A 24,651-nucleotide genomic window follows, 5' to 3' on the forward strand; every position below is an offset into this window, starting at 1 on the left:
CCCTGTCCGGCGTGAGACGTGCAATCATCCTCCTGAGGCGCAGGGCAATCAGCAGCATTCCAGTGCTGCTGATCGTGGTGATCTTCACCTTTTTCCTGCTCGAATCCGCCTCGGGCGATGCAGTCGACGCCTATCTCGGTTCGATCGGCGGCGGCGATGCCGCACTTAGGCAGTCGCTGCGCGAGAGCTACGGCCTCGACCGGTCCGTTCTTGCGCGCCTCTGGCTTTATCTTTCCTCGCTGGCGCGGCTCGATCTCGGCTGGTCGGTCGCCTTCGGCCGGCCGGTCGGTGCACTCATTGCCGAACGCCTGCCCAATACGCTGCTCCTAATGGGCAGTGCGACGGCACTCTCCTTCGGCCTCGGCTCGGCGCTCGGCATCCTTGCCGGGGCGCGGCCGGGCAGCATGCGGGACCGGCTGTTGTCGATCGGCTCGCTGATCGTCTATGCCATTCCGAGCTTCTGGCTCGGTCTGGTGCTGAGCGTTGCTTTCTCGGTGAAGCTGCGGTGGTTTCCCATCGCCGGTGTCGAGACGATCGCTTCCGGCAAGACGGGTTTTCCGCGCGCGCTTGATATCGCCGATCATCTGGTTCTGCCGGTCGGCGCGCTGGCCCTCATCTATCTCGCCTTGTTCCTGCGGGTGATGCGCAGCGGTATGGTCGAGGCGTGGAAGCTCGATTTCGTGCTCTTCGCCCGCGCCAAGGGCCTGTCGCGGAGCCGGATTGTGCTGCGCCATGTGGCGCGCAATGCGCTGCTGCCGCTCGTCACCATGCTCGGATTGCAATCGGCGGCGATGCTCGGCGGCAGCGTGGTGATCGAGAGCGTCTTTGCGATCCCGGGTTTCGGGCGGCTGGCGCAGGAGGCGGTCAATGGCCGCGACGCGCCGCTGTTGATGGGCATCGTCGTCACCAGCGCCGTGCTCGTCATTTCGGTCAATTTCCTCGTCGATCTCGTCTATGCAGCACTCGACCCGCGCATCGGCGCTTCGGAGGGCCGCGCATGAGCCGCCTGCTGCGCACGCCGGAAGGCGCGGTTGGACTTGCGATCCTTCTTGTCCTGCTCATGGCCGGGCTGCTCGCTCCTATCCTTTCACCGGGCGATCCCCTGAAGATTGCCGGCCGCGCGCTGCTGACGCCGTTCACCGATCCGGCTTTTCCGCTCGGCACCGACCGGCTCGGCCGCGACGTCCTGGCGGGCCTGCTCTATGGCGCGCGGACCTCACTCGCCGTCGGCCTTGCGGCAGCGTTTTCCGCCATGGTGCTCGGGCTCTGCGTCGGCATGGCCGCCGGTTTTGCCGGCGGGCTCGTCGACGAAGCGCTGATGCGCGTCGTCGACGCCTTCCAGATCGTGCCGGCCTTCCTGCTTGCCCTCGCCTTCGTCAGCACCATCGGGGTCTCGACGCCTGTCGTCGTCCTTGCCATCGCACTCGGCACCTGGGCCGATCCGGCCCGGCTGACGCGAGCGCAGGTGCTTGCCATCCGCGAGCAGGATTACGTCGCCTCGGCAAGGGTGATCGGCATGCATCCGGCCGAGATCGCCTTCCGGGAAATCCTGCCGAACGCGCTGCCGCCGGTGCTGGCGCTCTCCGCCACCATCGTCGCCGGCGCGATCCTCACCGAGGCAGCGCTGTCCTTCCTTGGCCTCGGCAACCCCAATATCGCCACCTGGGGTTCGATGATCGCCGAGGGCCGCAGCGTGCTGCGCTCGGCATCCTATCTCTCCGTCATACCGGGCGCGGTGCTCGCCATCACCGTGCTCGGCGTCCATCTCTTCAGCGAGGGTCTCGGCAAGGCGCTCGGCGATAACGATGCGAGGGCGGCATGAGCGGCATCTTCTGCAGCCTGCGGCAGCTTTCAGTCACCTACGGGCGCGGCGCTGCTGCCGCACTAGACAGCGTCGATCTCGATATTGCCGCCGGCGAAAGGCTGGCGATCATCGGCGAAAGCGGCTCCGGCAAGAGCACGCTCGCTCGCGCGCTTGCAGGCCTGCTGCCGGAGGGCGCGAAGGTCCGGGGCGAGATGCTCTGGTCTGCACTTGGCCATCCGCCTCGTCCCGGCCGCGATTTCGGCTTCGTCTTCCAGGATCCGGGCTCCAGCCTCAATCCCGTCCTGACGATCGGCGAACAGGTCGCTGAAGGCGCCAGCCGCCATCTCGGCCTCAGCTGGAAACAGGCCTATGCCAGGGCCGAAGAATTACTCGAGCGGGTACGGATAGCCCAGCCCGACAAGGCGATGCGGGCCTTTCCGCATCAGCTTTCCGGCGGCCAGCGCCAACGCGTGGCGATTGCCGCGGCCATTGCCGCGAGGCCTGCGCTGCTGATCGCCGACGAGGCGACCAGCGCGCTCGACGTCGTCGTCCAGGCCGAGATCGTCCGGCTGCTCGACGGGCTGGTGCGCGAGGATGGCATGACGCTTCTCTTCATCACCCACGACATCGCGCTGGTCTCCGGCTTCGTCGATCGCATCGCCGTCTTCCGCAATGCGAGGCTGGTCGAAGCAGGCCCCCTCCGTTCGGTGCTCTCTGCGCCGAAAAGCGACTATACCGCCGCCCTGATCGCCAGCCATCGCGACCTCGCGACGCCGCCGCTGATCGAAGAGGTGGCGTCATGAACGACATGCTGCTTGCCATCGAAAACCTGTCGAAAGGGTTTTCCTCTTCGGGCCGCCGGGTCGCTGCCCTCGACAATGTGTCGCTGACGATCGCGGCCGGGGAAACGCTCGGCCTCGTCGGCGCCTCCGGCAGCGGAAAATCGACGCTGTCGCGCATCCTGCTGCGGCTTGTTGCTGCCGATGCCGGCTCGATTCGCTTCGAGGGAGAGGATTGGCTCGCGCTGAATGGCGCGCCTTTACGCCGCCGGCGGGCGCGTATGCAGATGGTGTTTCAGGATCCGCTCGCCGCCTTCAATCCGTTGGCGAGCGTTAGTGCAGTGCTCGACGATCCGCTTCGCATCCACGGCGTCGCAAAAGACCGGCGCCCCGGCGAGATCGTCGATCTGCTAGAGCGTGTCGGCCTCACGGCCGATCACGCCGCCCGGCCGGTGCGTTCGCTCTCCGGCGGCCAGCGCCAGCGCGTGGCGATTGCGCGGGCGATTGCGACGCGGCCGTCGATGCTGGTGCTCGACGAGGCGGTCTCGGCGCTCGACGTCACCGTGCGTGGCAGGATCCTGGAGCTTCTGGTCGATCTGCAGAAAGAACAGGGCATTGCCTGTCTGTTCATTTCGCACGATCTGGCCGTGGTGCGCGCCGTTTCCCACCGCATCGCCGTTATCGATGGCGGACGGATCGTCGAGACCGGTCCGGCAGCGGCGGTCGTTGCCGCTCCGCAATCGGAGGCCGCCCGCGCGCTCGTGGCCGCCGTCCCCCGTCTCGTGACCGATCCTTGCTGAAGGAAGTATCCATGTCCGATCTTGGTTGGAATCCCCTGCATGGCGTGCCCTCCTATCCCGCGGAGCGCTACGCTGTCCTTGCCGACAGGATCGGCGGCATATTATGCAGCCGCAACGATATATTACTGGTGCAGGGCGAGGCGGTGGTGGCGCTGGAGGCGGCGGCGCTCAGCCTTGCGCGCCCCGGCCTTTCAGCACTCAACATCATCACCAGTCCCTATGGCGGCTGGTTCGGTCAATGGCTGCGGCGGGGTGGCGCGGCGGTCGCCGATATCGTCGCCGAACCGGGCCTGCCGATCGAGATCGAAGCAGTCGCCAAAGCGCTCCAGACGGGTCCGAAGATCGATGTTCTCGCGCTGGTGCACGCGGAATCCGCAAGCGGCATTCTCAACCCCCTGCCCGAGATCTTGGCGCTTGCCCGGGCTCGCGGCGTCGTCACGGTTGTCGACGCGGTCGCATCGGTCGGCGGCCATCAGCTCGATGTCGACGGTCTCGGCATCGACATCGCCGTGATCGGGCCACAGAAGGCGCTCGGCGGTCCGGCTGGCGTGTCCGCGCTTTCGGTCAGCGGCAGGGCCTGGGATTTGATCCTCAGTGACGGCGCACCGCGCGATTCGATCTTGTCTTTGGCCGATCTGAAGACCTGGGTCGACGGCGGTCGGCGTGGCCTGCCGGGAACACCGGCGCCGCTGGAATTCTTCGCGCTGGAGGCGGCGCTCGACCGCATCGAGGCTGAAGGCCTGGAGAATGTCGTCACCCGCCATGCGCTGGCGGCATCGGCGACACGGGCGGGGCTTGCCGCACTCGGAGCCCCGGGCTGGGTGCCGGCAGTAAAGGCGTCGAACCTGGTCACGGCCGTGCCACTGCCGGACGCGCTGGCGCCTGCTGCGCTGATCGCAACTGCTGGGCGGCTCGGGGTCGAGCTGAGCGAAGGCGTCGGAACCGCGCCGGCCCATCTCGTGCGCCTGAATCACACGGGTTCGCGCGCCGCATTCCAGACGGTGCTGTCGAATGTCGTGGCATATGGCGCCGCCCTCAGGCAGGCAGGCCATCCCTCGGATATATCAGCCGCTTCGGAGGCAATATCCGCAGCCTACCGTCAATGAAAGCCATATTCGGCCCTTGATAATCATGGTTCATCAAGGCAGGAGAGTAGCGATCGTGGAGACTTGGTGCAGATGACAAGATTGCTGGATGCGCAGGGCCTGGAGATCTCACATGAGGGGCACCGCACCCGCCTGAAATGGCACCGGTTGCGCAAGCGGTTTGCCGATCCGTTGTTCTCATCCGAAGTGATGGCGGAGGGATTTGCAGCAGGCGCCTCGATGGAGCTCGATCTGCGTGTACGCGCCGATGGCGGTTTCGTCGTGCTGCACGATGAGGAGCTCGAAGGTGAAACGACTGGGCATGGAGCGATCGCCAAGACGAGCATCGGCGACCTCAGCGCTATCAGGATGCAAGAGGGCGACCGGCCGCTGATCTTCAGCGAGGATCTCGCCGCCATGCTGCAATCGGCCCACCCGGCCGCACTGCTGCAATTCGACATGAAGGACGACTACGAGGTGGTCGGCGCCAGGGGCATCGCGCATCTGGCCGCGCATTTCCAGAATATCGCCGCCTCGGTGATCGTCAGCGGCGGCAGTCTCGATCTCATCGTCGCGGTCAAGGAGAAGCTTCCCCGTCTCTTGCGCGGCATCGATCCGACCGAAAAGCTCTACGATATCAGGAAGGCCTGCGGCTGGAAGGCGGTCGAGATTGAATTGCGTGCCGACCTCAGCGGCCCGACCGAACCGGACACGATCTATCTCCACTGGCCACTGATCCTGGATGCCGCCAATCAAGGCCTCGACATGATCGCGCTCTGCCAGGACGAAGGCAAACGCGTCGATGCCTGGACCTTCACCCTGAAGGATCCGGAGGCCGGTTTCAGCGAACAGGAATGGCGAGGCTTTTCGACGCTGATGGCCCTGAAGCCGGATCAGATCACCACCGACGAGGCGCCGGCGACAGAACGCGCTTGGCGCCGGCGGATGACGGACTAACCGGGAGCCGCCGCCAACCCCTCGATGTCGAGGATGAACGCGAATTCGCCGGCAAGCCCCGGCGAGTGGGCGATGACAGGTCCGCCCTGCGCAAGCAGCCTGTCGACCGGCGGCATCGCCACCACAGCGCCGGCCTCTTCGGCGATCAGCGCGCCGGCGAGCATATCCCAGGCATTGAGATGGCGTTCATAATAAAGGTCGGCAGCACCCTCGGCAACGCGAACGAGGTCGATGGCGGCAGCACCCATGCGGCGATAATCCATGCCGCGTTCGTGGAGCCGCCGCGAGAGCGCGAGATGGTCGTCGAAGCTCGTCTTGCGGGAATGGCCGAGAATGACAAGGGCAGTGGCCGGATCGACGGTCGCAGCCGCATGGACCGGAATCCCGTCCTTGAAGGCGCCACCGCCGCGCACGGCGTGAAAGACCTTGTCTCCGGCGGCGTCGTAGACCACGCCGATCTCCACCTTTTCGCCGACGACGAAGGCGATCGAGACGCCCCAGTAGCGGAAGCCCCTGATATAGTTGGTCGTGCCGTCGATCGGATCGACGACCCAGGTGCCGCCCTTACCCGATCGTCCGCCGCTCTCTTCGCCCATGAACGTATCATCACGAAAGCGCGAGAGCAGGCCGTCGCGGATTGCCTGCTCGGCCCTCCTGTCGGCGATGGTGACGAAATCCTGCAATCCCTTGTTCTCGACGGCAAGCGAGCCGGGGTCGGAATCGTGCCGAAACCGGGCCGTTTCCCGCCCGACTTCGAGAGCAACGGTGATCGCGGCCTCCGCCCGCGCGCGGATGGCGGCGGGATCGAATGGCGAGTTCATCAGGCAGTCCTTCTTCTGATCAGTGTCACCGGCGTGAATTCGACACGCGCCATAAGGTCCGGCTCGACGATGCGGCTCATCAGCAGGTCGACCGTCTTTTCGGCCTGGACGTCGCAGGGTTGGCGGATGGTCGTGAGATCGTAGGCGGCCCAGCTCGCCTGAGGAATGTCGTCATGGCCGATGATGGAGAGCGGCGGCGCATCCTCGCGGCCGCAGCCCTGCATGATGCGATCGACCACGCCGCAGGCCATATAGTCGTTGGCGCAGAACAGCCCGTCGATGCCGGATGCGGCAAGTTCGGCTGCAGCATCGTAGCCGCTCCGGTAGTCGTTGATCCTGACCTGCAGAAACTGGGCCTCGACGCCGAGCTGCTTGCAGCGTGCGATGAAGGCCTCGCTGCGCCGCCGCGCCGTATAGGATATGGCAGGCGCGGCCATCACGGCGGGCTTTTTCACTCCGCTATCGATCAGGTGGGTGGCGGCGAGATGGCCGGCCATGCGGTCATCGGAAATGATGTGGTCGACGAAGGGGATGTCGTTGCCCTTGTTGATCAGCACGATCGGCACACCTTCGGCCGCGCACTGCTCGCAGATCTCGGTCGGCGGTGCGTCCGAGGTGACGATGACGCCTGATACTGCGTAATGCAGCAGCTGTCCGATGACCGTCGAAGTATCGGCCTCCGGCGAGGTCGGCAGCAGGATGGGGCGGAAATTACGGGCGAGCAGCACTCTTGCCAGATTCTCGATCTGCAGCGTGCGGAACGGATTGTCGAGGCCGGCAGCGATGAGGCCGACGAGATCGGAGCGTTTGTTGGTCAGGCTTCGGGCAAGATAGTTCACCCGGTAGCCGAGTTCCTTGGCGGCCTGATAGACCTTTTCGCGCGTCTTCGGCGAGACGCTGGCATCCGGCGTGAAGGCGCGCGACACGGCCGCGCGCGAGACGCCGGCCACGCGCGCCACGTCGAAGGAGGTTACCTTGCGCGGTCCCTTATCCCTGTCTGCCAACCGCTTTTTCCTTGACCGCCGGTGGCCGCATCAGATCGGGCAGATCCGTGCAGATGCCGAGAACCGGAAGTTTCATGATGTCAGCGAGGACAGCTGGCCGCTCCTCGTGCCACAACACGATCTCGCGGCCTTCCTGGAAGGCGCGACGCATCAACGCGTCGGTCACCAGATCCTGCGGACGCTCGCCTGCCCTCTCCCAGCACAGATGCAGGATATCGGCGCCGGCCTCGTCGCCGAGCGCATGCGGATCATGGCCGACACGGATCAGCACCGAAAGCGGAAAATCGCAGGCGGCGTCGCGGAGTTCGCGCACCTGAGCCGTATCGAAGGAACCGAGGCAGGCAAAACGCTGGTTCGTCTCGGCAAGGTGCCGCCAGCAAAGCAAGCCGGTTCCGGGCGCTTTGAGTTCGACGTAGAGACCGGTTCCGGTCTCGCGGCCGAGAGCGGCCACCTCCGAAAAACTCGGCACATCGACGCCGTCGAGCCCTGCAAGCTCCGCCGCCGTCATCTCGGAAATGCGGCAGTCGATGCCGAAGACGCGCTCGAGATGGTCGTCATGCGAGACGACGACCACGCCATCCTTGGTTAGCTGCGTGTCGAGCTCCCACATCTCAGCCCCGAGGTCGGCGGCGCGGCGGAAAGCGGCGATGGTATTCTCGCGTTCATGGCCGCTGGCGCCGCGATGGCCGATGCAGAAGGGAAGCCGGCCCTTGCCCGACGGCCAGCCGTACCGCTTGAAAAATGCCGAGAAGTCGCGGGTCATCAGAGCCTCCTGCCATTTTCGTCGAAGATGAACACGCCGCGGCTGTCGATCGCCCAGCGGACGTTGTCGCCGACGTGGATATCACTGCGTACCGGCTGGATGGAGCGCAGCAGTGGTCCGCCGGCAAGAGCCACGTCGTAGAGGTTCTCGCGGCCCTGCGTTTCGGCGAAGGTGATCTTGCCGGGCACGGTGATGTCGCCTGCCGGTGTAAAATGCTCCGGCCGGACGCCGAGCATCAGCTTCGTGCCCTCGGTGACGCCGATGGTCACAGGCAGCGGCACGCGGATCTCGCTTTGCGGGATTGTGAAGGCGCCCTTGTCCACGACGCCGCGCAGGAAGGTGATCGGCGGATTGCCGAGAAAGCCGGCGACAAACGCGGTCTTCGGATCATTGTACATTTCGGCCGGCGTGGCGATCTGGACGATCTCGCCTTCCTTCATGATGGCGATGCGGTCGCATATGCTCATCGCTTCCACCTGGTCATGGGTGACGAGAATGGCGGTGATGCCGGTTTCGCGCTGCAGGCGGCGGATTTCCGAGCGCATTTCGAGCCGCAGCTTGGCGTCGAGATTGGCGAGCGGCTCATCGAGCAGCAGCACATCCGGCTTGCGGATCAGCGCGCGCGCCAGGGCCACGCGCTGCTGCTGGCCGCCGGAAAGCTCGGCTGGCCTGCGGCCCATCAGGTTGCCGATTTGAACGAGGGCGGCGATGCGGTCGACTTCCTTGCGGATTTCGGCGGCCGGCATGCCCTTCACCTTCAGCGGAAAGCCGATGTTCTCGGTCACCGTCATGTGCGGATAGAGTGCATAGGACTGGAAGACGACGCCGACGTTGCGAGCCTGGCTAGGCAGGTCGGTGACGTCGCGGTCGCCGAAGAGGATGCGCCCGCCGCTCGGCCGGTGGATGCCGCAGACGGAAAACAGCGTCGTCGATTTGCCGCAGCCGGAAGGGCCGAGCAGCGCCAGCATCTCGCCGTTGCCGACTTCGAGCGTCATGTTCTCGATGACCTTGGTGGAGCCGAAGCTTTTTGAAAAATTGTCGAGGAGGATGCGCATCAGCCTTTGCTCCCGCCGCCGTAGATGTTCATGAGATATTTGTTGAAGAGCGCGTAAGCGATCAGCACCGGAATGAGGTAGAAGAAGCCGACCGCCTTGAACATGTTGAAATCGTAATTGTTGTCGTCGGCGAGGAAGCCCGCGAGATAGACCGACAGCACCTGTACCTGATTGCCCGGCGCCAGCACCTGCGGCAGGATGAACTCGCCCCAGCCGGAGAGGAAAGAGAACAGGCCGAGCGCCATGATGCCGGGCTTGACCTGCGGCAGCACGAGGCTGCGCCAGACCCGGAAGCGCGAGGCGCCGTCGACGACGCCGGCCATCTCGATTTCCCAGGGTACGGTGTCGTAAAAGCCCTTCATCAGCCAGATGCCGAGCGGCAGGTCGATTGCCGCCTTTACAAGAATGACGCCGATCAGCGAATTGTAGAGGCCGATCATCTGCAGCACGATGAAGATGGCGATGATCAGCGTCACCGACGGGAAGGCATGCAGCACCATGACGCCGGCGAGAAAGAAGCCGCGCGCCGGTACGTTCAAACGTGACAGCACGTAGCCCGCCATCGACGAGACGATAAGCACGAGGCTGGTGGTGCAGGCGGCAAAGAGCAGCGTATTCACAGTCACCTGCCAGATGTTCGCCTTGCCCTCCGTCGTCTGCCAGAGGAATCGCCAGTGGTCGAGCGTCAAGCCGGAGGGCAGCAGCGCGTCCGCCTGCTTGACGGTCACGGTGTCGAGGAAGAGATAGACATACATCAGGAGCAACGGCAGGCTGACGATGGTCAGCGCCGATATGACCGGCCAGCTGCGGTAATTTGCCGAGGGCTGCGATCGTTCGGCCATGGTCAATCCTCGATCAGGGGCTTGGCGACAAGCGTGCCGTAGTTGAAGACGCGCAGATAGAGCAGCGACAGCACCACGCCGATGACGACGAGCACCAATGCCATGGCGGCACCCAGGCCGTATTCGAGATTGCCGGCATAGTTTCTGAGCGCAGTGTGATAGGCGGAGAGCGCCCAGACCTCGGTCGCGTTGCCCGGTCCGCCATTGGTGGCAAGCAGGATTTCATTGAAGGAGGCAAGCAGCGACAAGGTCTGGTAGCAGGTAACGAAGAGGATCGGCCAACGCATCTGCGGCAGGATGATGTAGCGGATCTGCTGCCAGCGCGAGGCGCCATCGACCTCGCTCGCATAGAACTGGCTCTTCGGAATGGCCTTCATCGCCGAGGAGAACACTAGCATGCCCATCGAGGCGCCGATGAAGCCGTTGATCAACACGACGAAGAACCAGGCATTGTAAGCGTTGTCGAGAAGATAGTTCATCGGCGGATAGCCGAACTTGCCCATCAGGATTGAAATGAAGCCGGTATCCCAGGCAAGCCACTTCCATAGCATGACGTAGATAACGACGGGGGTGATGCGCGGCAGGAGCCAGATGCCGCGGAAGATCGAGGCTGGCGTCGGCGGCATGTAATGCGTCCAGATGGCCAGCAGCAGCGCATAGCCGACATTGAACAGCATCAGCACCAGCGCGACATAGAGCACGGTATTCAAGAGCACGCGCGCCATGTCGGGCGAGCTTGTCATGCGCGAGAAATTATCGGTCGTCCAAACCCAGCCGGTATAAGTGACCTTGGCGACCGTTTCCTTCTGCTCAGCTGTCAGTTTGAAACCAAGAGTATCCAGCGCCGAAAAGAGCTGCTCCTTGCTGTCGAAGCGGGTGTTGAGGACGGAACGGTTGAACTGTTCGGAGATCTGCTTGACGTCGCGCGTCGAAGGCCGGTCGGTGAGATCCTTGATCATGCGCTCGACGTCGCGGCGTGCCGTGAACACCTCACCTGCATGTTTGGTGCGCAATTCCGCGGCAATCCCCGGCGCAAGCCCGAGACCTTCGATGGCCTTGATCCCCGCCTCGTCGATCGTGTAGCGCGGCTCGGCCATCTCGGCGGCGATATCGGGCAGCGCCGATTTCAGCGCGATCAGAGAGTTCGGCGCGATCTGGTAGACGCCGCCCGAAATGCCGGTCGCCGTCGTCATGCTGGTCATCGAAAACACCGCCGTCAGAACGACCGGCATCAGGAAGAAGAGGATGATCATGATCGCGGCGGGCGCGATCATTACCAGTCCGAGCGTTCTGGACGATTTCATGGAAGCCCCCTCGTCGCGGACCGACCGGGCGGCGCTGCCGCCGCCCGGAAGAGTGCTTCGATCCTAGAGCATGATGCCGAAAAGTGTGAGCGGTTTTCGGACAACATCATGCTCTAACCCTTTAATTTAGAATGGGATTCATATTTCAGGCCGACCCGGCCTGAAATCATCCTGTTCTAGCGGATGACGATTTTGTCGCCGAGCGTGCTCTTCAGCTCGCTCTCTGCATCACTGACCGCGGCGTCTACGGTCTTGGCGCCGGTCCAGGATGCCTCGAGGTTCTTCCACATGATGTTCCAATATTTGCCGAAATCGGAATTGTTCGGCATCGCATTGGCATGCGGCAGCAGGCGCTCGGTGGCTTCACGTGTCCAGCGGTCGGCCGAGTAGAAGTCGACCGTCGATTCCGACTTGGAGATGCCGAGATGGGCTGATTTGACCGCATGCAGCGCGTTGGTGCGCGGCTCGGAGGCGATCTTGACCAGCTGGGCGGCAATCTCGGTGTCTTCCTGGTCGTGACCTGCGGTCAGCAGGTAGACGAGCGGATGGGTCAGCGTGTTGGCCTTGCCGCCTTCGCCGGCGGGGATCAGCGTGAAGATCACGTTGCCGAAGAAGTCCTTCAGGCCTTCCTGGTTGACGAGGCGGGCATAGTGCCAGGTGCCGCCGTCCCAGATGCCGGCCTTGCCGGTGGCGACTTCCTTCCACCACTGGTCGCCCGGCATGCCGATGTGGTTCTTCTTGGTGACGCCTGCCTTCACAGCATCGGCGAAGAACTGATAGGTGCGGGTCATCGCCGCCTTGTCGAAAACGAGCTTGCCGCCTTCTTCCATCGTGCCGCCGAAGCTGGTGTAGAACTGCCAGTAATCAGGGCCGTTGCTGGTGCGCGGATAAAAACCGTAGCCGGCCTGGACGAGGCCCTTGTCCTGCATCTTCTTGGCGTCTTCGAGCAGGTTCTTCATGGTGTACTTGCCGTCCTGGACGTTCTGCGGCAGCGCATCCAGGTCGGCATCGCTGTAACCGATCGCCTTCATGTAAGGCTTCCAGAAGAACATCGGGCGGGATTCGGCGTCCTGCGGGATGCCGTAGACGGTGCCGTTATAAGACGCGATCTTCAACAGATTTTCATAGATGTCGCTGAGCGGCCATGAGTCGAGATCGACATAATCTTCGATCGGAACGATGAGGCCCGCCTGCGACCAAGGCGCGATGTCTTCATGGCCGCTGACGACGATATTCGGAGCGGTCTTGGCTTCGGCGGCAAGGGTCAGCGCCTGCTTGAAATCCTCCCAGGCGGAATAGGGCTTCTTCTCGACGGTGATCTTCAGGTCTTCGCCCTTGAGAGCAGCTTCGCGCTGCAGCTGTTGGGCTGCGATCTCTATGGCGTCGAGGCGATAGACGTCGTTCGGGCCGGTGCCGCCGGCCCAGACGCTGATATGAACGTCCTTGGCGAGTGCAATTGCGGAGGTCGAGGCCAGGATGGCGGCTGCGACGGCAAGCGATTTCAGTATCGGAAAAATGGTCATCTTCTTCGTCTCCCTAGAAGAGCAGTGTGAGGCCTCTTGACGGGTCAGCACTGCTGATGATGGCCGCTCCGAAACCCCACGAAAACGTGGCGTATCCCGCTCTAGGGGTTGAACGTAACGGCCGAATGACAAAATTGAGCACGTGTGCAAAATTATTATGACGATGTTCTCGACGTGGTCAATTGCCGATGCAAAGATCAGTTCCGCAGAAAGTGGAATTCGACATCGACACTCTGACGTCAAGTCCCTCGTCGCAACAGCGGCCTTGCCACAATGGCACCCCCAGCCTCAAAGCCCCGACGTTCCGCTCTTGCCTGTCTTTTGTCGATCAGCTAATGATTGCGCCGGAGCAACTTCAAGAATGGAGGCGTGCAATGACAGATATTTCCTCGTCCAACGCCTCTTTGGCATAGGCTTCCGAAGCTCCCTACCCTCGATTCAATCCGAGACCTTTCAAGCTTCACCATCCGAAGACGGCACCCGTTTCGCATGCAGCGCCTGGGCACGGCAACGTCCGCGCGCCATGGCGCTGCGATCTTCAGGTTTAGAGAAGGGCGGTTCAGAATTCTGACCGCAATTGATCATGAACAATCAGCACGCCGGCGAGAGCCTGGCGATATCCATGAGCGAGCTTTGCTCGCGATTTAGCTTTCGAGAGATTCTCGTCGCAACCCTCATTGCCCGATGGAGACGTCGTCGCATGGTGAGCAGCCTCGACTCTTTTCCATCATGGCTGCGCCGGGACCTCGCTCTGTCCGATGAATAGATCGACGCCTCGCTCATGTTATCGGAGAATATCCGGCCGGGATGGTTTCAAGGCAAATCATCCCGGCCGGCTTGCCGCCGTGAAGGCATATGGCTTCTGACTATGCCATCACCGATCTCTACAGGGCCAAGAGGTCCATCTTCCAAACGCAATTCGCCACGCTTTGATTGAAACGCCTGGAACTTTGAGTTACGGAATCATCCTTGGTGTTCTGCATCCATCGCATTCCGCATCTTCCGATCATCATTTTGCACACCCGTTCCATGAGCCTTGAATCCGTCCGCGCCTACTTCCGCGCCCATGCACCCGATATCGAAATCATCGAAACCGCCGAGAGCTCCTCGACGGTGGCGCTTGCCGCCGAAGCCCACGGCGTCGAGCCAGCCCAGATCGCCAAGACGATCTGCCTGCGCGTCGGTGAGCAGATGATGCTGGTCGTAGCCGGCGGTACGGCAAGGCTCGATAATCGCAAGTTCAAGGACACCTTTGGCGCCAAGGGGCGCATGCTCGGCGCCGAAGAGGTCGTGGCGATCACCAGCCATCCGGTCGGCGGCGTCTGCCCCTTCGGCCTGCCTTCGCCGTTGCCCATCTATTGCGATATCTCGCTGAAACGCTTCGATGAAGTCGTGCCGGCGGCCGGCTCGACGAACTCGGCCGTGCGCATCGAAACTGGGCGGTTGGCCGAGCTGACCGGCGCCAGTTGGGTCGACGTCTGCCAGTAATGGAGCCGAAGAACTTCACACAGGGGAAAGAGTACCTATATTAGGTCCCGACGTGCCGTGATTGTGCATGACAGGAGATCAGGAATGCCGAGTGCCGTTTCGCGTTTTGCCAAGATCGCGGCAATTGCCGCACTGACGAGCGCCACCGTTTTTGCTTCCCTCGACGATGCCGAGGCGCGCCGCGCCGGCAGCTTCGGTTTCGGAAGCCGCGGCACGCGCACCTTCCAGGCCCCGCCTGTCACCCGCACCGCACCTGCCCCCGCAGCGCCGATCGAACGGTCGATGACGCCGCGTCCGCAGACTACGGCACCTGCTACCGCTCAGCAGCCCCTCGGCGCTCAGCGCCCAGGTTTCTTCGGCGGCTTCGGCCGTTCGATGATCGGCGGTCTGATTGCCGGTGGCCTTCTCGGCATGCTGCTCGGCCACGGTTTCGGCGGCGGCTTCGGCTTCCTGGGCATGTTGCTGCAGATCGCATTGATCGGCGGCGCCGTCATGCTCGCCATGCGTTATTTCGCCAACCGCCGCCAGCCTTCCTACGGCGTTGGCGGCCAGAGCCAGTCCTATAGCATGTCGCCGACGAATAAGTCGTCTTTCCAGATTCCGGCGATCGGGTCGGGCAGCGGTTTCGGCGGGCCGCGCGGCAATCGGCCGAGCGACGAGATCGGGCTGACGCAGGCCGATCTCGATCAGTTCGAGGAACTGCTGACCCAGGTGCAGACCGCTTACGGTGCCGAGGACTACGGCACGTTGCGCCGGCTGACGACGCCCGAGGCGATGTCCTATCTTGCCGAGGAACTCGGCGAAAACGCTACCAACGGCGTGCGCAACCGCGTCTCCGACGTCAAGCTGCTGCAAGGCGATATCGCCGAAGCCTGGCGGGAAGACGGCCAGGAATTTGCGACGCTCGCCATGCGTTATTCCTCGGTCGACGCCATGGTCGAACGCGACAGCGGCCGCGTCGTTTCCGGCGACGACCGCCGACCGAGTGAAAGCACCGAGGTTTGGACCTTCGTGCGCAAGTCTGGCGCCGACTGGAAGCTCGCCGCGATCCAGGGTGCCGAGCAGCGCGCTGCCTGAGGCGGCGCGTCACGTCGGCATTCTGTTCTAATTCACTTCGACCGGTTTGGAACGCATCCGGGAAACCGTCTCGCGTTCCGCCCGCTTGCAGCGCATCGGCGGCAGGCCGCGATCCATCAGGTCCATGTCTTCGAGCACCATGTCGCCCATTTTCTTGAAGGCGCTGTCGAGCGCGCCTGCCCGGTGCGCCGAGCGGATGAAGCCTTTCAGGCTTCGCACCGGATGGTCGGTCGGCAACGGCTCTTTCGGGTAGACGTCGCTTGCGGCGACGATGTGGCCTGACGAGACGGCCGCCATCAGCGCATCGAAATCGACGACATCGGCGCGGCTGAGCAGGATGAAGGCCGCGCCTTTGCGCATGCTGGCGAAGGCCTCCGTGCTGAGAAATCCTTTGTTTTCGCTGGTGACGGCGGCGACGACGAAGACGAAATCGCTCTTCGTCAGGACGTCCTCCAGGCTTGCGGGCTCGACGCCGTTTTCCTCGAAGATCGAGCGCGGCAGCCAGGGATCGAACACTCTGATGCGCGCCTTGAAGCCGGACAGGAGCCGGCGCAGCGCTTTGCCGAGATCGCCGAAGCCGACGATGCCGATCTCGGAGCCGGCGATCAGGCGCGCACTCGAATTGCCCTCGCCGCCCCAGAGTTCGGTGCCCTGGCGGAAAGCGACATCCGCATCGACGATGCCGCGCGCCAAGGCCAGTGCGAAGCCGAGGCCGATTTCGGCGACCGGCTCGGCAAAAACCTGGCCTGTCGTCACGACATGGATGCCGCGCTCAAAGAGCACCTCATAGGGCATGTTGTTGAGAAGATTGCTTTCGACGTTGAGGATCGAGCGCAAGGCCGGCATACGTCCCAGCGTGTCCGCCGAAAGCGGCGGCTGGCCGATGATGTAGCGTGCCCTGCCGAGGGTCTCGTCGCCGAGCCCGGCGATATTCTCGGGATCAGCCTCGATGATCTCGTATTTCGCATGCAGTTCGGCGCGCGCCTTGTCGCTGAAGATCAGATCGAGCGTGCGCGGTTCGGGCGCGCTGATCGCCAGCGGCCGTTCGGTATTCGTCATGGGCGTCTCCTCCATCTCGGCGGGTTGCGCCGTCTCTGCCGGACGATTGATAGCCCCTGTGGGAAACCGTTTCCAGTTCGATCTTGAGGTGCGGCACGCTGAGAGACGCTATCGAAAGCGGCATCTGCCTATCGGATAAGCAGTTGAATTGGCTTGTTATTTCGCGGCATTTTCGTTGACTGCGCGAATTCTTTGAACTAGCGTGATTACGCCATTTGGAACCATGCCGGTGTTCGGCGGCCGCAGGATATTCGAAAACTCACGAGGGGAATGAGCAATGAAATCAGCAATCAAGAGCGGCCTGCTTGCCTTGGCTGCCGCAGCGCTTCCAGCCGCCGCCTCCGCCCATCCCGCCATCGGCGAAGCTGCCGGCTTCAGCCACGGCTTTGCCCATCCGATGTCTGGCCTCGATCATGTCCTCGCCATGGTGATGGTCGGTGTTTTCGCATGTCAGCTCGGTGGCCGCGCCACCTGGCTCGTGCCGACGACCTTCGTTCTGGTGATGGCGCTCGGTGGCGCTCTCGGCGTTGCCGGCATTACTGTTCCCTTCGTTGAAATCGGCATCGCGCTTTCCGTTGTCGTCCTCGGCGCCATCGTTGCACTCAACCTCAAGGCGCCGCTGGCCGCAGCACTCGGCATCATCGGCCTCTTCGCCATCTTCCACGGTCATGCACATGGCGCCGAAATGCCGGAAAATACCGCCGGAGCCGCCTATGCCGCCGGCTTCATGGCCGCGACGGCGCTGCTGCATGTCGCCGGTCTCGTCCTTGGTTACGTCATCGGCCGCGCCGGAGAACGCCAGGGTGTCTTCGTGACGCGCACGGCAGGTGGCATTGCCACCATATCCGGTGTCGGCATCCTGGCCGGCTTGATCTGAGCCTGACGGCAGTAACTAGGCCGCGGCCTAGACATCGCGATCCGACAGAACGCCCGGCATGCGTAACGCACCGCCGGGCGTTTCTGCATCATCGCTGCAAAGTGCTGTGGACTTGACCCAAGTCAAATCCAGCCACGTCGCGTCAGGCTATATCTAGCCAACGATCGACGAAGGGATATCCAAATTGACGCAGGCCTGCCTTGCCGATTGCTGGCGAGACGCGAAAGTCAGTATAGTGATTTCAGAAATTTCTGAAATCACAGTCGCAACGGAAATGACCATGAACCTTCCGCCTCTCGTCCAGTCCTTCGTTCTCCATTTCGGCGAGATGGGGTCGCGCTGGGGAATCAACCGCACGGTCGGCCAGATCTATGCCCTGCTCTTCGTTTCGCCCGCGCCGGTCTGCGCGGAGGAGATCGCCGAGTCGCTCGGCATCTCCCGCTCCAATGTTTCGATGAGCCTGCGCGAACTGCAGGCCTGGAACCTCGTCATCCTGAAACACAAGCCGGACGACCGCCGCGATTTCTTCACCACACCGGATGATGTCTGGCACATATTGAGGACGCTTGCCGAAGAGAGAAAGAAGCGTGAGGTCGATCCGACGCTGTCGGTTCTGCGTGAAATCCTGATGCAACGGCCGGCCAGCGACGCAGAGCGTCATGCGCAGCAACGCATGAGCGAGATGCACACGCTAATCGAGCAACTGACGCATTGGTATGAAGACGTAAAACAACTTGAAACAGAAAGGCTTGCAACGCTACTCTCGCTGGGCGCGAAAGTGACCAAGCTTCTGGAGGCCAAGGACCGGGTCGTTTCGCTCGGCCGCAGCCGCCGGCCGAATCCTGCGAACAAGAGTTAGCGCCATGGGCACTGCTTTCTTCGACGCGACGGACACACAAGAGGCCGAGCCGTTGCCGGACGGCGATACAGTCTCGCCTGTCACCGGCCCTGATGCGAAAGGCGGGCTGCGCAGAGCGGCAATGCTGCAGGTGGTGGCCGCCGCCGTCTGGATCCCGCAGGCCGGGTTGCTGGCCGTCTCCGTCGGCCGCATCGCCGATGGCGGCGGATTGCATGACGTTCTCTGGCCAGCCCTCGGCATGCTTGTCCTCGGATTTGCAAGAAGCTGTCTCGACGCGGCTGGTGGCCGCATGGCCTTTCAGGCCGCCCGCGGCGAGCTCAGCCGCAGGCGGAAGATTGCCGCCGCGGCACTTTCCATGTCGTCGCCGGTCGATCGCGGCCGGCCTGCCTCGGGCAAAGCCGCAAGCGTGCTTGGCGAACAAGCCGAACTGATCGTGCCCTACCTCGCCCGTTTCCAGCCGGCGCGTATGAAGGCGAGCCTTGTGCCGCTCATCATCCTTGCCTTCATTCTGCCGGTCTCATGGATCGCCGCGCTGGTTTTGCTGTTTGCCGCGCCGCTGATTCCCATCTTCATGGCGCTGATCGGCTGGCGTGCCCAGTCGGCCAGCGAAAGACAACTCGTGGCCACCGGTGGCCTCAACGGCTTCCTGCTCGATCGGCTGCGCGGACTGGCGACCATCCGTGCGCTCGACGCAGTCGATTTAACGGCGCTGCGCCTGCGGTCGGAGGCGGAGTCGCTGCGTGCGCGCACCATGGCCGTGCTGAAGATCGCCTTTCTGTCTTCAGCGGTGCTCGAGCTTTTCGCCGCACTCGGCGTGGCGATGATTGCCGTCTATGTCGGCTTCAGTCTGCTCGGCGAAATTCGCTTCGGCACTTGGGTGGGCCGGGTCGACCTGACCGAGGGACTGTTCATCCTGCTGCTCGCACCGGCCTTCTTCGAGCCCCTGCGCGAACTCTCGGCTGTCTGGCACGATCGGGCGGCCGGGGAAGCGGCGCTGAAAGCCCTGGACCCCCTCGCTGCCGGCGGCCTGTCCATCCAAGGAGCAGCCGAAGTCGCGCAAGCAGCATCTGCCGTCGTCGAAGCGCCGGCCATCCGTCTTGAGAATGTTGATTTCCGTTACAACGCGGCCGAGCCGTTGGTCCTTGACGGTTTCAACCTCGATATCGCGGCCGGCGAACATCTGGCACTTCTCGGCGCAAGCGGTTCCGGCAAGTCGACGCTTCTTTCGCTCATATCAGGGCTGGCGCCCCGTACTGGCGGACGCATCGTCATCGGCGGCATCGAACTTGCGGATGACACCGCTGCCGCCTTGCGGGCTAGCATGGCATGGATCGGCCAGAGACCGCATATTTTCGCAGGCACCATCGCCGGCAATATCGCGCTCGGCAGGCCCGGTATCTCGAGTGGCGACGTGACGGATGCGCTCGGCGCAGCCAGGCTCGGAAAGGTCCCCGCCGCCTATGGCAGCCGGCCGCTTGGCGAAGGCGGGATCGGGCTTTCCGGCGGCGAGGCGTTGCGGCTGGCGATCGCGCGTGCCGCCTGCAATCCGGATCTCCGGATCATCCTCGCCGACGAGCCGACCGCGCATCTCGACGCCGCCACCGCCGCCGAGGTTACCGAGAGCCTGCTTGCGCTCTCCAGGGGCCGTACTTTGATCGTTGCGACTCACGATCCGCTGCTTGCCGCCCGCATGCATCGCGCCGTGCGCGTCGATGCCGACATCGTTATCAGGGAGGCCGCCGAATGAGCGGATCTGCAGCAGACCTCAAGCCGATCCTGCGTCTGTTCCTTGCCGAGCGCCGGCGGGCGCTGCTGCTCGGCGCAGCACTTTCGGCTGCGACGGTGACAGCTGGCATCGCCCTGCTCGGCCTGTCCGGCTGGTTCATCACCGCCACCTCGCTCGCCGGCCTTTCGGCCGCTGCCGCCATCACCTTCGACGTCTTTGCGCCGTCCGCCGGCATCCGCCTGCTCGCCATCCTCCGTACGGCCGCGCGCTACGGCGAAAGGCTTGCGACCCATGATGCAACGCTCGGCGTGCTCGCCGCCCTGCGCGAAAGGCTGTTTCGCGGCTTTGCCGAACCGAGTGCTGCCCGCGCCCTGTCACACCGTCCCGCACGGCTGCTCTTCCGGCTGACCGCCGATATCGATGCGCTCGATTCCCTCTACCTGCGCATCCTCGTGCCGGCTGTTGTCGCGATCGGTGCAGCGCTGGCGGCAAGCCTCGTGCTGGGGTTGATGCATCCCTTGTTCGGCCTGTGCTTCGGCCTTTTTCTCGCCGGTGCCGGCCTCGGCCTGCCGCTGATCGCCGGCCGGACGGCGCGCAAACATGCCCGCCAACGCGCCCATGGCATCGAGGCGCTGCGGTCGCGGACGATCGATCTCGTCGCCGGCCAGACCGATCTGCTGATGGCCGGCCGCCTTGCCGCGCAGACAGGTACCATCGCTGCGGCCGACGCCTACTCTGCCCGTGCCGACGACCGGTTGAACCGCGTCGAGACCGGCCTGACATTCGGTTTCGGTCTTGTCTCGACGCTGCTGCTCACCGCATCGCTGCTTGCCGTAGCGGTACTTGCGGAAACGAAGGTGATTACCGCTCCTGTCGCCGCACTCGGCCTGCTCGTCGCCTTTGCGGCAGTCGAACCCTTCGCAGCGCTGCGCCGCGGTGCCCTGGAACTCGGCAGGACGCTGCTTGCGGCAAGGCGTATCGCGCCGCGGCTTGCCGTCGCGGCGGCACCCGAAGCATTGGCGGCGCCGTTGCCCGGATGCGCTTTTTCGCTGGCGAAGGTATCAGCCTTCCATGAAAACTCCGCCGTGCCGGCGCTCCAGGGCATCGAGCTCGCGCTGGCACAAGGCGAACACCTGGCCGTCATCGGCAGCAGCGGCGCCGGCAAGTCGAGCCTGCTTGCCCTCCTTTCCGGCGAATTGCCGGCAAGGACGGGGAGTGTTGCCGCGATGGCGACGACCTTGCTGACGCAACGGACGGAGCTCTTCGAGGACAGCCTGCGCGGCAACCTGCTCCTTGCGAACCCCGATGCAAGTGAGGCCTGCCTTCGCGAAGCACTCGCTGCCGCCGGCCTGCTTGCCGATATCGAGGCCATGCCGCAGGGGATCGATACGCTGCTCGGCGAAGGCGGGCTCGGCCTTTCCGGTGGCCAGTCGCGCCGGCTGGCGCTTGCCCGGCTCTTCCTGCGCGACACGCCGCTCTGGCTGCTCGATGAGCCGACCGAGGGCCTTGACGGCGTCACCGCCCGCGACGTGCTCAGCCGTCTCTCGGCAATGGCGGCGGGCCGCTCGCTGGTGATCGCAACGCATATCCGCCGGGAGGCTGCGATCGCAGACCGCATCGCCGTTATCGACGGCGGTCGCATCACAGAAATTTCGCGCCTCGGAGAGGCGGCGTTCGAAAAGGCGCTCGACCGGCTTCGGCCGGACTGAGCAAGAACCGCATGTCCTCACGCGCCGTCCGGCGCTGAGGAACGCTTGTATCCCGTGGGACCGAGGGAGAAAGACAATGGAACTAGATATCGTAGCACTTTCGCGCTTCCAATTCGCGCTGACGGCGCTTTACCACTTCCTGTTCGTGCCCCTGACGCTCGGCCTGTCCGTGCTCCTGGCGATCATGGAAACCGTCTATGTCATGACCGGCCGGCAGATCTGGCGGCAGATGACCAAATTCTGGGGCACGCTGTTCGGCATCAACTTCGTGCTTGGCGTCGCCACCGGCATTGTCATGGAATTCCAGTTCGGCATGAATTGGAGCTACTACAGCTATTATGTCGGCGACATCTTCGGTGCGCCGCTGGCGATCGAAGGCCTGATGGCCTTCTTCCTCGAGGCGACCTTCGTCGGGCTGTTCTTCTTCGGCTGGGATAAACTGTCGAAAGTCGGCCATCTGGTCGCCACCTGGGCGGTGGCGCTCGGCTCGAACTTTTCTGCCCTCTGGATCCTGATCGCCAATGGCTGGATGCAGAACCCGGTGGGATCGGCGCTCAACCCGCAGACGATGCGCATGGAGATCACAAGCTTCTTCGACGTGGTCTTTAATCCCGTCGCCCAGGCGAAATTCGTCCATACGGTGTCGGCCGGTTATGTCTGCGCTTCGATCTTCGTGCTCGGCGTTTCCGCCTGGTATATAATCAAGGGCCGGCATATCGAGCTTGCCAAGCGCTCGATGACGGTTGCGGCCTCCTTCGGCCTCGCTTCGGCGCTTTCGGTCGTCGTCCTTGGCGATGAAAGCGGTTATCTCGCCACCGAGAACCAGAAGATGAAGCTCGCGGCAATCGAAGGCATGTGGAAGACGGAACCGGCGCCGGCGGCCTTCACCGCCTTTGGCTTCCCCGACCAGGAGGCGCGCGAGACGCATTTTGCCGTGCACATTCCCTGGGTCATGGGTCTGATTGGCACGCGGTCGCTGACGACCGAAATCCCCGGCATCGACAAGCTCGAACAGCAGGCCGAAACCCGGATCCGCGACGGTATCAAGGCTTACGACGCGCTGATTCAGATCCGTTCGGCACCGGCGCAGGATCAGGTTGCGCAGGAAGTGCGCAGTTCCTTCGAGGATCTCGGCCATGATCTCGGTTATGCTCTTCTTCTGAAGCGCTACGTCGACGATCCTCGGCAGGCGACCGAGGAACAGATCGTTCAGGCTGCACGCGATACGATCCCGCACGTGCCGACGCTCTTCTGGTCCTTCCGCATCATGGTCGGCCTCGGTATCTTCTTCATCCTGCTGACCGCCACCTTCTTCTGGCTGTCGGCGCGCCGCCATCTCGACAAATATCCGCTGCTTCTGCGGATTGCCGTGCTGGCGATCCCCCTACCCTGGGTTGCCATTGAACTCGGCTGGGTCGTCGCCGAGTTCGGCCGCCAGCCCTGGGTGATCGAAGGCGTGTTGCCGACGGCCGCCGCCGTCTCCAGCCTCGGCGCCGGCACCGTGCTTCTGACCATCATCGGTTTTGCGGCGCTCTACACGACGCTGATCGTCATCGAGATGGGCCTGATGATCAAGGCAATCAAGCAAGGGCCAGAGCCGGACGACGAGCCGGAAGCGGTTCTGATTTCCGAAACCCTCGTCCCGGCCGCGGAGTGACCTGCCATGATCCTTCACGAGCTCATTGACTATGAAACCCTGCGTCTCATCTGGTGGCTGCTGCTCGGCGTACTGCTGATCGCCTTTGCGACGACAGGCGGTTTCGATCTCGGCGTCGGCACACTTCTGCCTTTCGTCGCCCGGACCGATACGGAACGGCGCGTGGCGATCAACACCATCGGCGCCACCTGGGAGGGCAACCAAGTCTGGCTGATCCTCGGCGGCGGCGCCATCTTCGCCGCCTGGCCACCGCTTTATGCGGTGTCCTTCTCGGGTTTCTACCTGGCGATGTTTGCGATCCTCTTCGCGCTCATCCTACGCCCGGTCGGCTTCAAATACCGGTCGAAGCGGGAAAGCGCCAGTTGGCGGAGCGGCTGGGACTGGGCGCTCTTTATCGGCGGTTTCGTGCCGTCGCTGATCTTCGGCGTAGCCGTCGGCAACGTGCTGCAGGGCGTGCCCTTCCGTTTTGCCGACGATATGCGGATCTTCTACGAGGGTTCATTCTTCGCCCTGCTCAACCCTTATGCTCTGCTCTGCGGCCTGCTTTCCCTAGCCATGCTGACGATGCATGGTGCGGCATGGCTGGTGTTGAAGTCGAGTGGCCCGGTCGCAGTGCGTGCCAGAAGCTATGGCAGCATCGCCGCCCTTGCCGTCATCGTGCTTTTCGCACTCGGCGGCCTCTTCCTGTGGATCGGCGTCGGTGGCTATCGCATCACCAGCGATATCCGCCCGATCGGCCCCTCCAATCCGCTGCTGAAGACCGTGGCGCTGGAGAAAGGCGCGTGGCTTACCAATTACGCCGCTCATTCCTGGATGATCATCGCGCCCGTCCTCGGCTTCGTTGGCGCGGCACTGGCCTTCATTGCCATGCGGGCAAGGCGCGAGGTCATGACGCTGCTCTTCAGCAAGGTGGCGATCTTTGGCATCATCTCGACGGTCGGCCTGTCGATGTTTCCGTTCATCCTGCCCTCCTCGCTCGATCCGCGATCGAGCCTGACGGTCTGGGATGCATCCTCCAGCCACATGACACTGTTCATCATGCTGGTGGTGACGGTGATCTTCCTGCCGATCATCTTCGCCTACACGGCCTGGGTCTACAAGGTTCTGTGGGGCAAGGTCGATGAGAAGTCCATCACCGATGAAAATAGCCACGCTTACTAGAGCGATTCAGCAGAACCGCTCTAACCTTTTGTTTTTACGCAATTCCGGACGGAAAACCGCTTCGCACTTTTCCTGGAATTGTTCTGAGGGAGACCAAACGATGTGGTATTTTGCATGGATGCTCGGCCTGCCGCTGGCCGCAGCCTTCGCCGTCCTCAACGCCATGTGGTATGAGCTAGAGCGGGATTGTTTTAGTCGGAATCGGAACAGGGATTCCCTTTGTGGTGCAAATCAGATTCACCATTCTGGCCGGTGCAGGAGGCTGGTCTGGATGGCGAAACCTTTTTCGGATGATCTTCGG

Annotated in this window: 22 protein-coding genes and 1 pseudogene; 15 read left to right on the forward strand and 8 right to left on the reverse strand. The window is 63.2% G+C overall.

Annotated elements, in window-relative coordinates; genetic code table 11:
• Nucleotides 1–11: 11 nt before the first annotated feature.
• From HFO99_RS23420 to HFO99_RS23445, 6 genes are all read left to right on the forward strand, one after another.
• Nucleotides 12–1,001: an ABC transporter permease gene (locus HFO99_RS23420; protein WP_222363936.1), complete on the forward strand. Its 990-nt coding sequence runs from the start codon at nt 12–14 to the stop codon at nt 999–1,001.
• Complete coding sequence (locus HFO99_RS23425) at nt 998–1,822, forward strand: ABC transporter permease (RefSeq protein WP_222363943.1); 825 nt, start codon at nt 998–1,000, stop codon at nt 1,820–1,822. The genes HFO99_RS23420 and HFO99_RS23425 overlap by 4 nt, the downstream gene beginning before the upstream one ends.
• Nucleotides 1,819–2,607: an ABC transporter ATP-binding protein gene (locus HFO99_RS23430; protein WP_222335740.1), complete on the forward strand. Its 789-nt coding sequence runs from the start codon at nt 1,819–1,821 to the stop codon at nt 2,605–2,607. The genes HFO99_RS23425 and HFO99_RS23430 overlap by 4 nt, the downstream gene beginning before the upstream one ends.
• Nucleotides 2,604–3,383: an ABC transporter ATP-binding protein gene (locus HFO99_RS23435; protein WP_222363945.1), complete on the forward strand. Its 780-nt coding sequence runs from the start codon at nt 2,604–2,606 to the stop codon at nt 3,381–3,383. Before HFO99_RS23430 ends, HFO99_RS23435 begins: the two co-directional genes overlap by 4 nt.
• An 11-nt stretch (nt 3,384–3,394) precedes the next feature.
• Nucleotides 3,395–4,489, forward strand: coding sequence for a pyridoxal-phosphate-dependent aminotransferase family protein (locus HFO99_RS23440; RefSeq protein ID WP_222363947.1), 1,095 nt, complete (start codon nt 3,395–3,397; stop codon nt 4,487–4,489).
• Between the two features lie 72 nt (nt 4,490–4,561).
• Nucleotides 4,562–5,425 carry a glycerophosphodiester phosphodiesterase gene (locus tag HFO99_RS23445; protein ID WP_222363949.1) on the forward strand — a complete coding sequence of 288 codons (864 nt, stop codon included), beginning with the start codon at nt 4,562–4,564 and terminating at the stop codon, nt 5,423–5,425.
• Here the strand turns inward: HFO99_RS23445 and HFO99_RS23450 are convergent.
• The 7 genes from HFO99_RS23450 to HFO99_RS23480 form a co-directional block, all read right to left on the reverse strand.
• Nucleotides 5,422–6,246 carry an inositol monophosphatase family protein gene (locus HFO99_RS23450; RefSeq protein WP_222304163.1) on the reverse strand — a complete coding sequence of 275 codons (825 nt, stop codon included), beginning with the start codon at nt 6,244–6,246 and terminating at the stop codon, nt 5,422–5,424. The genes HFO99_RS23445 and HFO99_RS23450 overlap by 4 nt on opposite strands.
• Nucleotides 6,246–7,250, reverse strand: coding sequence for a LacI family DNA-binding transcriptional regulator (locus HFO99_RS23455; RefSeq protein ID WP_222363950.1), 1,005 nt, complete (start codon nt 7,248–7,250; stop codon nt 6,246–6,248). The genes HFO99_RS23450 and HFO99_RS23455 overlap by 1 nt, the downstream gene beginning before the upstream one ends.
• Nucleotides 7,234–8,013, reverse strand: coding sequence for a glycerophosphodiester phosphodiesterase (locus HFO99_RS23460; protein WP_222363951.1), 780 nt, complete (start codon nt 8,011–8,013; stop codon nt 7,234–7,236). The genes HFO99_RS23455 and HFO99_RS23460 overlap by 17 nt, the downstream gene beginning before the upstream one ends.
• The gene (locus HFO99_RS23465) at nt 8,013–9,068 is read right to left on the reverse strand and encodes an ABC transporter ATP-binding protein (RefSeq protein ID WP_222363952.1); all 1,056 of its coding nucleotides are present in this window, start codon (nt 9,066–9,068) and stop codon (nt 8,013–8,015) included. Before HFO99_RS23465 ends, HFO99_RS23460 begins: the two co-directional genes overlap by 1 nt.
• Nucleotides 9,068–9,910, reverse strand: a complete 843-nt coding sequence (locus HFO99_RS23470; protein ID WP_222363953.1) for a carbohydrate ABC transporter permease — start codon at nt 9,908–9,910, stop codon at nt 9,068–9,070. Before HFO99_RS23470 ends, HFO99_RS23465 begins: the two co-directional genes overlap by 1 nt.
• A gap of 2 nt (nt 9,911–9,912) precedes the next feature.
• Nucleotides 9,913–11,214 (reverse strand): carbohydrate ABC transporter permease, encoded by a 1,302-nt coding sequence (locus tag HFO99_RS23475; RefSeq protein WP_222363954.1) that lies wholly within the window; start codon nt 11,212–11,214, stop codon nt 9,913–9,915.
• A gap of 176 nt (nt 11,215–11,390) precedes the next feature.
• Nucleotides 11,391–12,737 (reverse strand): extracellular solute-binding protein, encoded by a 1,347-nt coding sequence (locus HFO99_RS23480; protein WP_222363955.1) that lies wholly within the window; start codon nt 12,735–12,737, stop codon nt 11,391–11,393.
• Nucleotides 12,738–13,766: 1,029 nt separating this feature from the next.
• On the opposite strand from HFO99_RS23480, the gene HFO99_RS23485 reads away from it, so the two are divergent.
• Both HFO99_RS23485 and HFO99_RS23490 read left to right on the forward strand, forming a co-directional pair.
• The gene (locus tag HFO99_RS23485; RefSeq protein ID WP_026154683.1) at nt 13,767–14,225 is read left to right on the forward strand and encodes a YbaK/EbsC family protein; all 459 of its coding nucleotides are present in this window, start codon (nt 13,767–13,769) and stop codon (nt 14,223–14,225) included.
• 84 nt (nt 14,226–14,309) lie between these two features.
• Nucleotides 14,310–15,302: a Tim44 domain-containing protein gene (locus HFO99_RS23490; RefSeq protein WP_222363956.1), complete on the forward strand. Its 993-nt coding sequence runs from the start codon at nt 14,310–14,312 to the stop codon at nt 15,300–15,302.
• Nucleotides 15,303–15,329: 27 nt separating this feature from the next.
• Here the strand turns inward: HFO99_RS23490 and HFO99_RS23495 are convergent, their stop codons facing one another.
• Nucleotides 15,330–16,361 (reverse strand): hydroxyacid dehydrogenase, encoded by a 1,032-nt coding sequence (locus HFO99_RS23495; protein WP_222363957.1) that lies wholly within the window; start codon nt 16,359–16,361, stop codon nt 15,330–15,332.
• A gap of 277 nt (nt 16,362–16,638) precedes the next feature.
• On the opposite strand from HFO99_RS23495, the gene HFO99_RS23500 reads away from it, so the two are divergent.
• The 7 genes and pseudogenes from HFO99_RS23500 to cydX form a co-directional block, all read left to right on the forward strand.
• Complete coding sequence (locus tag HFO99_RS23500) at nt 16,639–17,238, forward strand: HupE/UreJ family protein (protein WP_222363959.1); 600 nt, start codon at nt 16,639–16,641, stop codon at nt 17,236–17,238.
• A gap of 280 nt (nt 17,239–17,518) precedes the next feature.
• Nucleotides 17,519–18,097, forward strand: coding sequence for a GbsR/MarR family transcriptional regulator (locus HFO99_RS23505; protein ID WP_024320112.1), 579 nt, complete (start codon nt 17,519–17,521; stop codon nt 18,095–18,097).
• Between the two features lie 4 nt (nt 18,098–18,101).
• On the forward strand, nt 18,102–19,844 hold the full coding sequence (gene cydD / locus HFO99_RS23510; RefSeq protein WP_168325078.1) for a thiol reductant ABC exporter subunit CydD: 1,743 nt from the start codon (nt 18,102–18,104) through the stop codon (nt 19,842–19,844).
• Nucleotides 19,841–21,532: an amino acid ABC transporter ATP-binding/permease protein gene (locus HFO99_RS23515; RefSeq protein ID WP_128401113.1), complete on the forward strand. Its 1,692-nt coding sequence runs from the start codon at nt 19,841–19,843 to the stop codon at nt 21,530–21,532. Before cydD ends, HFO99_RS23515 begins: the two co-directional genes overlap by 4 nt.
• Before the next feature lie 76 nt (nt 21,533–21,608).
• Nucleotides 21,609–23,189, forward strand: a complete 1,581-nt coding sequence (locus HFO99_RS23520; protein WP_128401112.1) for a cytochrome ubiquinol oxidase subunit I — start codon at nt 21,609–21,611, stop codon at nt 23,187–23,189.
• 6 nt (nt 23,190–23,195) lie between these two features.
• Nucleotides 23,196–24,350: a cytochrome d ubiquinol oxidase subunit II gene (cydB, locus tag HFO99_RS23525; protein WP_168325076.1), complete on the forward strand. Its 1,155-nt coding sequence runs from the start codon at nt 23,196–23,198 to the stop codon at nt 24,348–24,350.
• A 100-nt stretch (nt 24,351–24,450) separates the two neighbouring features.
• A pseudogene (gene cydX, locus HFO99_RS23530) lies at nt 24,451–24,537 on the forward strand (cytochrome bd-I oxidase subunit CydX); the annotation flags it as partial.
• Nucleotides 24,538–24,651: the final 114 nt, after the last annotated feature.

This window comes from Rhizobium leguminosarum (genome assembly GCF_019798305.1).
Lineage (GTDB): Bacteria > Pseudomonadota > Alphaproteobacteria > Rhizobiales > Rhizobiaceae > Rhizobium > Rhizobium leguminosarum_U.

Excerpts from the sequence above, each read along its gene's own strand:
- HFO99_RS23425 (WP_222363943.1), top strand. The coding sequence starts at position 998 with ATGAGCCGCCTGCTGCGCACGCCGGAAGGCGCGGTTGGACTTGCGATC.
- HFO99_RS23430 (WP_222335740.1), top strand. The coding sequence starts at position 1,819 with ATGAGCGGCATCTTCTGCAGCCTGCGGCAGCTTTCAGTCACCTACGGG.
- HFO99_RS23435 (WP_222363945.1), top strand. The coding sequence starts at position 2,604 with ATGAACGACATGCTGCTTGCCATCGAAAACCTGTCGAAAGGGTTTTCC.
- HFO99_RS23440 (WP_222363947.1), top strand. The coding sequence starts at position 3,395 with ATGTCCGATCTTGGTTGGAATCCCCTGCATGGCGTGCCCTCCTATCCC.
- HFO99_RS23445 (WP_222363949.1), top strand. The coding sequence starts at position 4,562 with ATGACAAGATTGCTGGATGCGCAGGGCCTGGAGATCTCACATGAGGGG.
- HFO99_RS23450 (WP_222304163.1), bottom strand. The coding sequence starts at position 6,246 with ATGAACTCGCCATTCGATCCCGCCGCCATCCGCGCGCGGGCGGAGGCC.
- HFO99_RS23460 (WP_222363951.1), bottom strand. The coding sequence starts at position 8,013 with ATGACCCGCGACTTCTCGGCATTTTTCAAGCGGTACGGCTGGCCGTCG.
- HFO99_RS23465 (WP_222363952.1), bottom strand. The coding sequence starts at position 9,068 with ATGCGCATCCTCCTCGACAATTTTTCAAAAAGCTTCGGCTCCACCAAG.
- HFO99_RS23470 (WP_222363953.1), bottom strand. The coding sequence starts at position 9,910 with ATGGCCGAACGATCGCAGCCCTCGGCAAATTACCGCAGCTGGCCGGTC.
- HFO99_RS23475 (WP_222363954.1), bottom strand. The coding sequence starts at position 11,214 with ATGAAATCGTCCAGAACGCTCGGACTGGTAATGATCGCGCCCGCCGCG.
- HFO99_RS23480 (WP_222363955.1), bottom strand. The coding sequence starts at position 12,737 with ATGACCATTTTTCCGATACTGAAATCGCTTGCCGTCGCAGCCGCCATC.
- HFO99_RS23485 (WP_026154683.1), top strand. The coding sequence starts at position 13,767 with ATGAGCCTTGAATCCGTCCGCGCCTACTTCCGCGCCCATGCACCCGAT.
- HFO99_RS23490 (WP_222363956.1), top strand. The coding sequence starts at position 14,310 with ATGCCGAGTGCCGTTTCGCGTTTTGCCAAGATCGCGGCAATTGCCGCA.
- HFO99_RS23495 (WP_222363957.1), bottom strand. The coding sequence starts at position 16,361 with ATGACGAATACCGAACGGCCGCTGGCGATCAGCGCGCCCGAACCGCGC.
- HFO99_RS23500 (WP_222363959.1), top strand. The coding sequence starts at position 16,639 with ATGAAATCAGCAATCAAGAGCGGCCTGCTTGCCTTGGCTGCCGCAGCG.
- HFO99_RS23505 (WP_024320112.1), top strand. The coding sequence starts at position 17,519 with ATGAACCTTCCGCCTCTCGTCCAGTCCTTCGTTCTCCATTTCGGCGAG.
- cydD (WP_168325078.1), top strand. The coding sequence starts at position 18,102 with ATGGGCACTGCTTTCTTCGACGCGACGGACACACAAGAGGCCGAGCCG.
- HFO99_RS23515 (WP_128401113.1), top strand. The coding sequence starts at position 19,841 with ATGAGCGGATCTGCAGCAGACCTCAAGCCGATCCTGCGTCTGTTCCTT.
- HFO99_RS23520 (WP_128401112.1), top strand. The coding sequence starts at position 21,609 with ATGGAACTAGATATCGTAGCACTTTCGCGCTTCCAATTCGCGCTGACG.
- cydB (WP_168325076.1), top strand. The coding sequence starts at position 23,196 with ATGATCCTTCACGAGCTCATTGACTATGAAACCCTGCGTCTCATCTGG.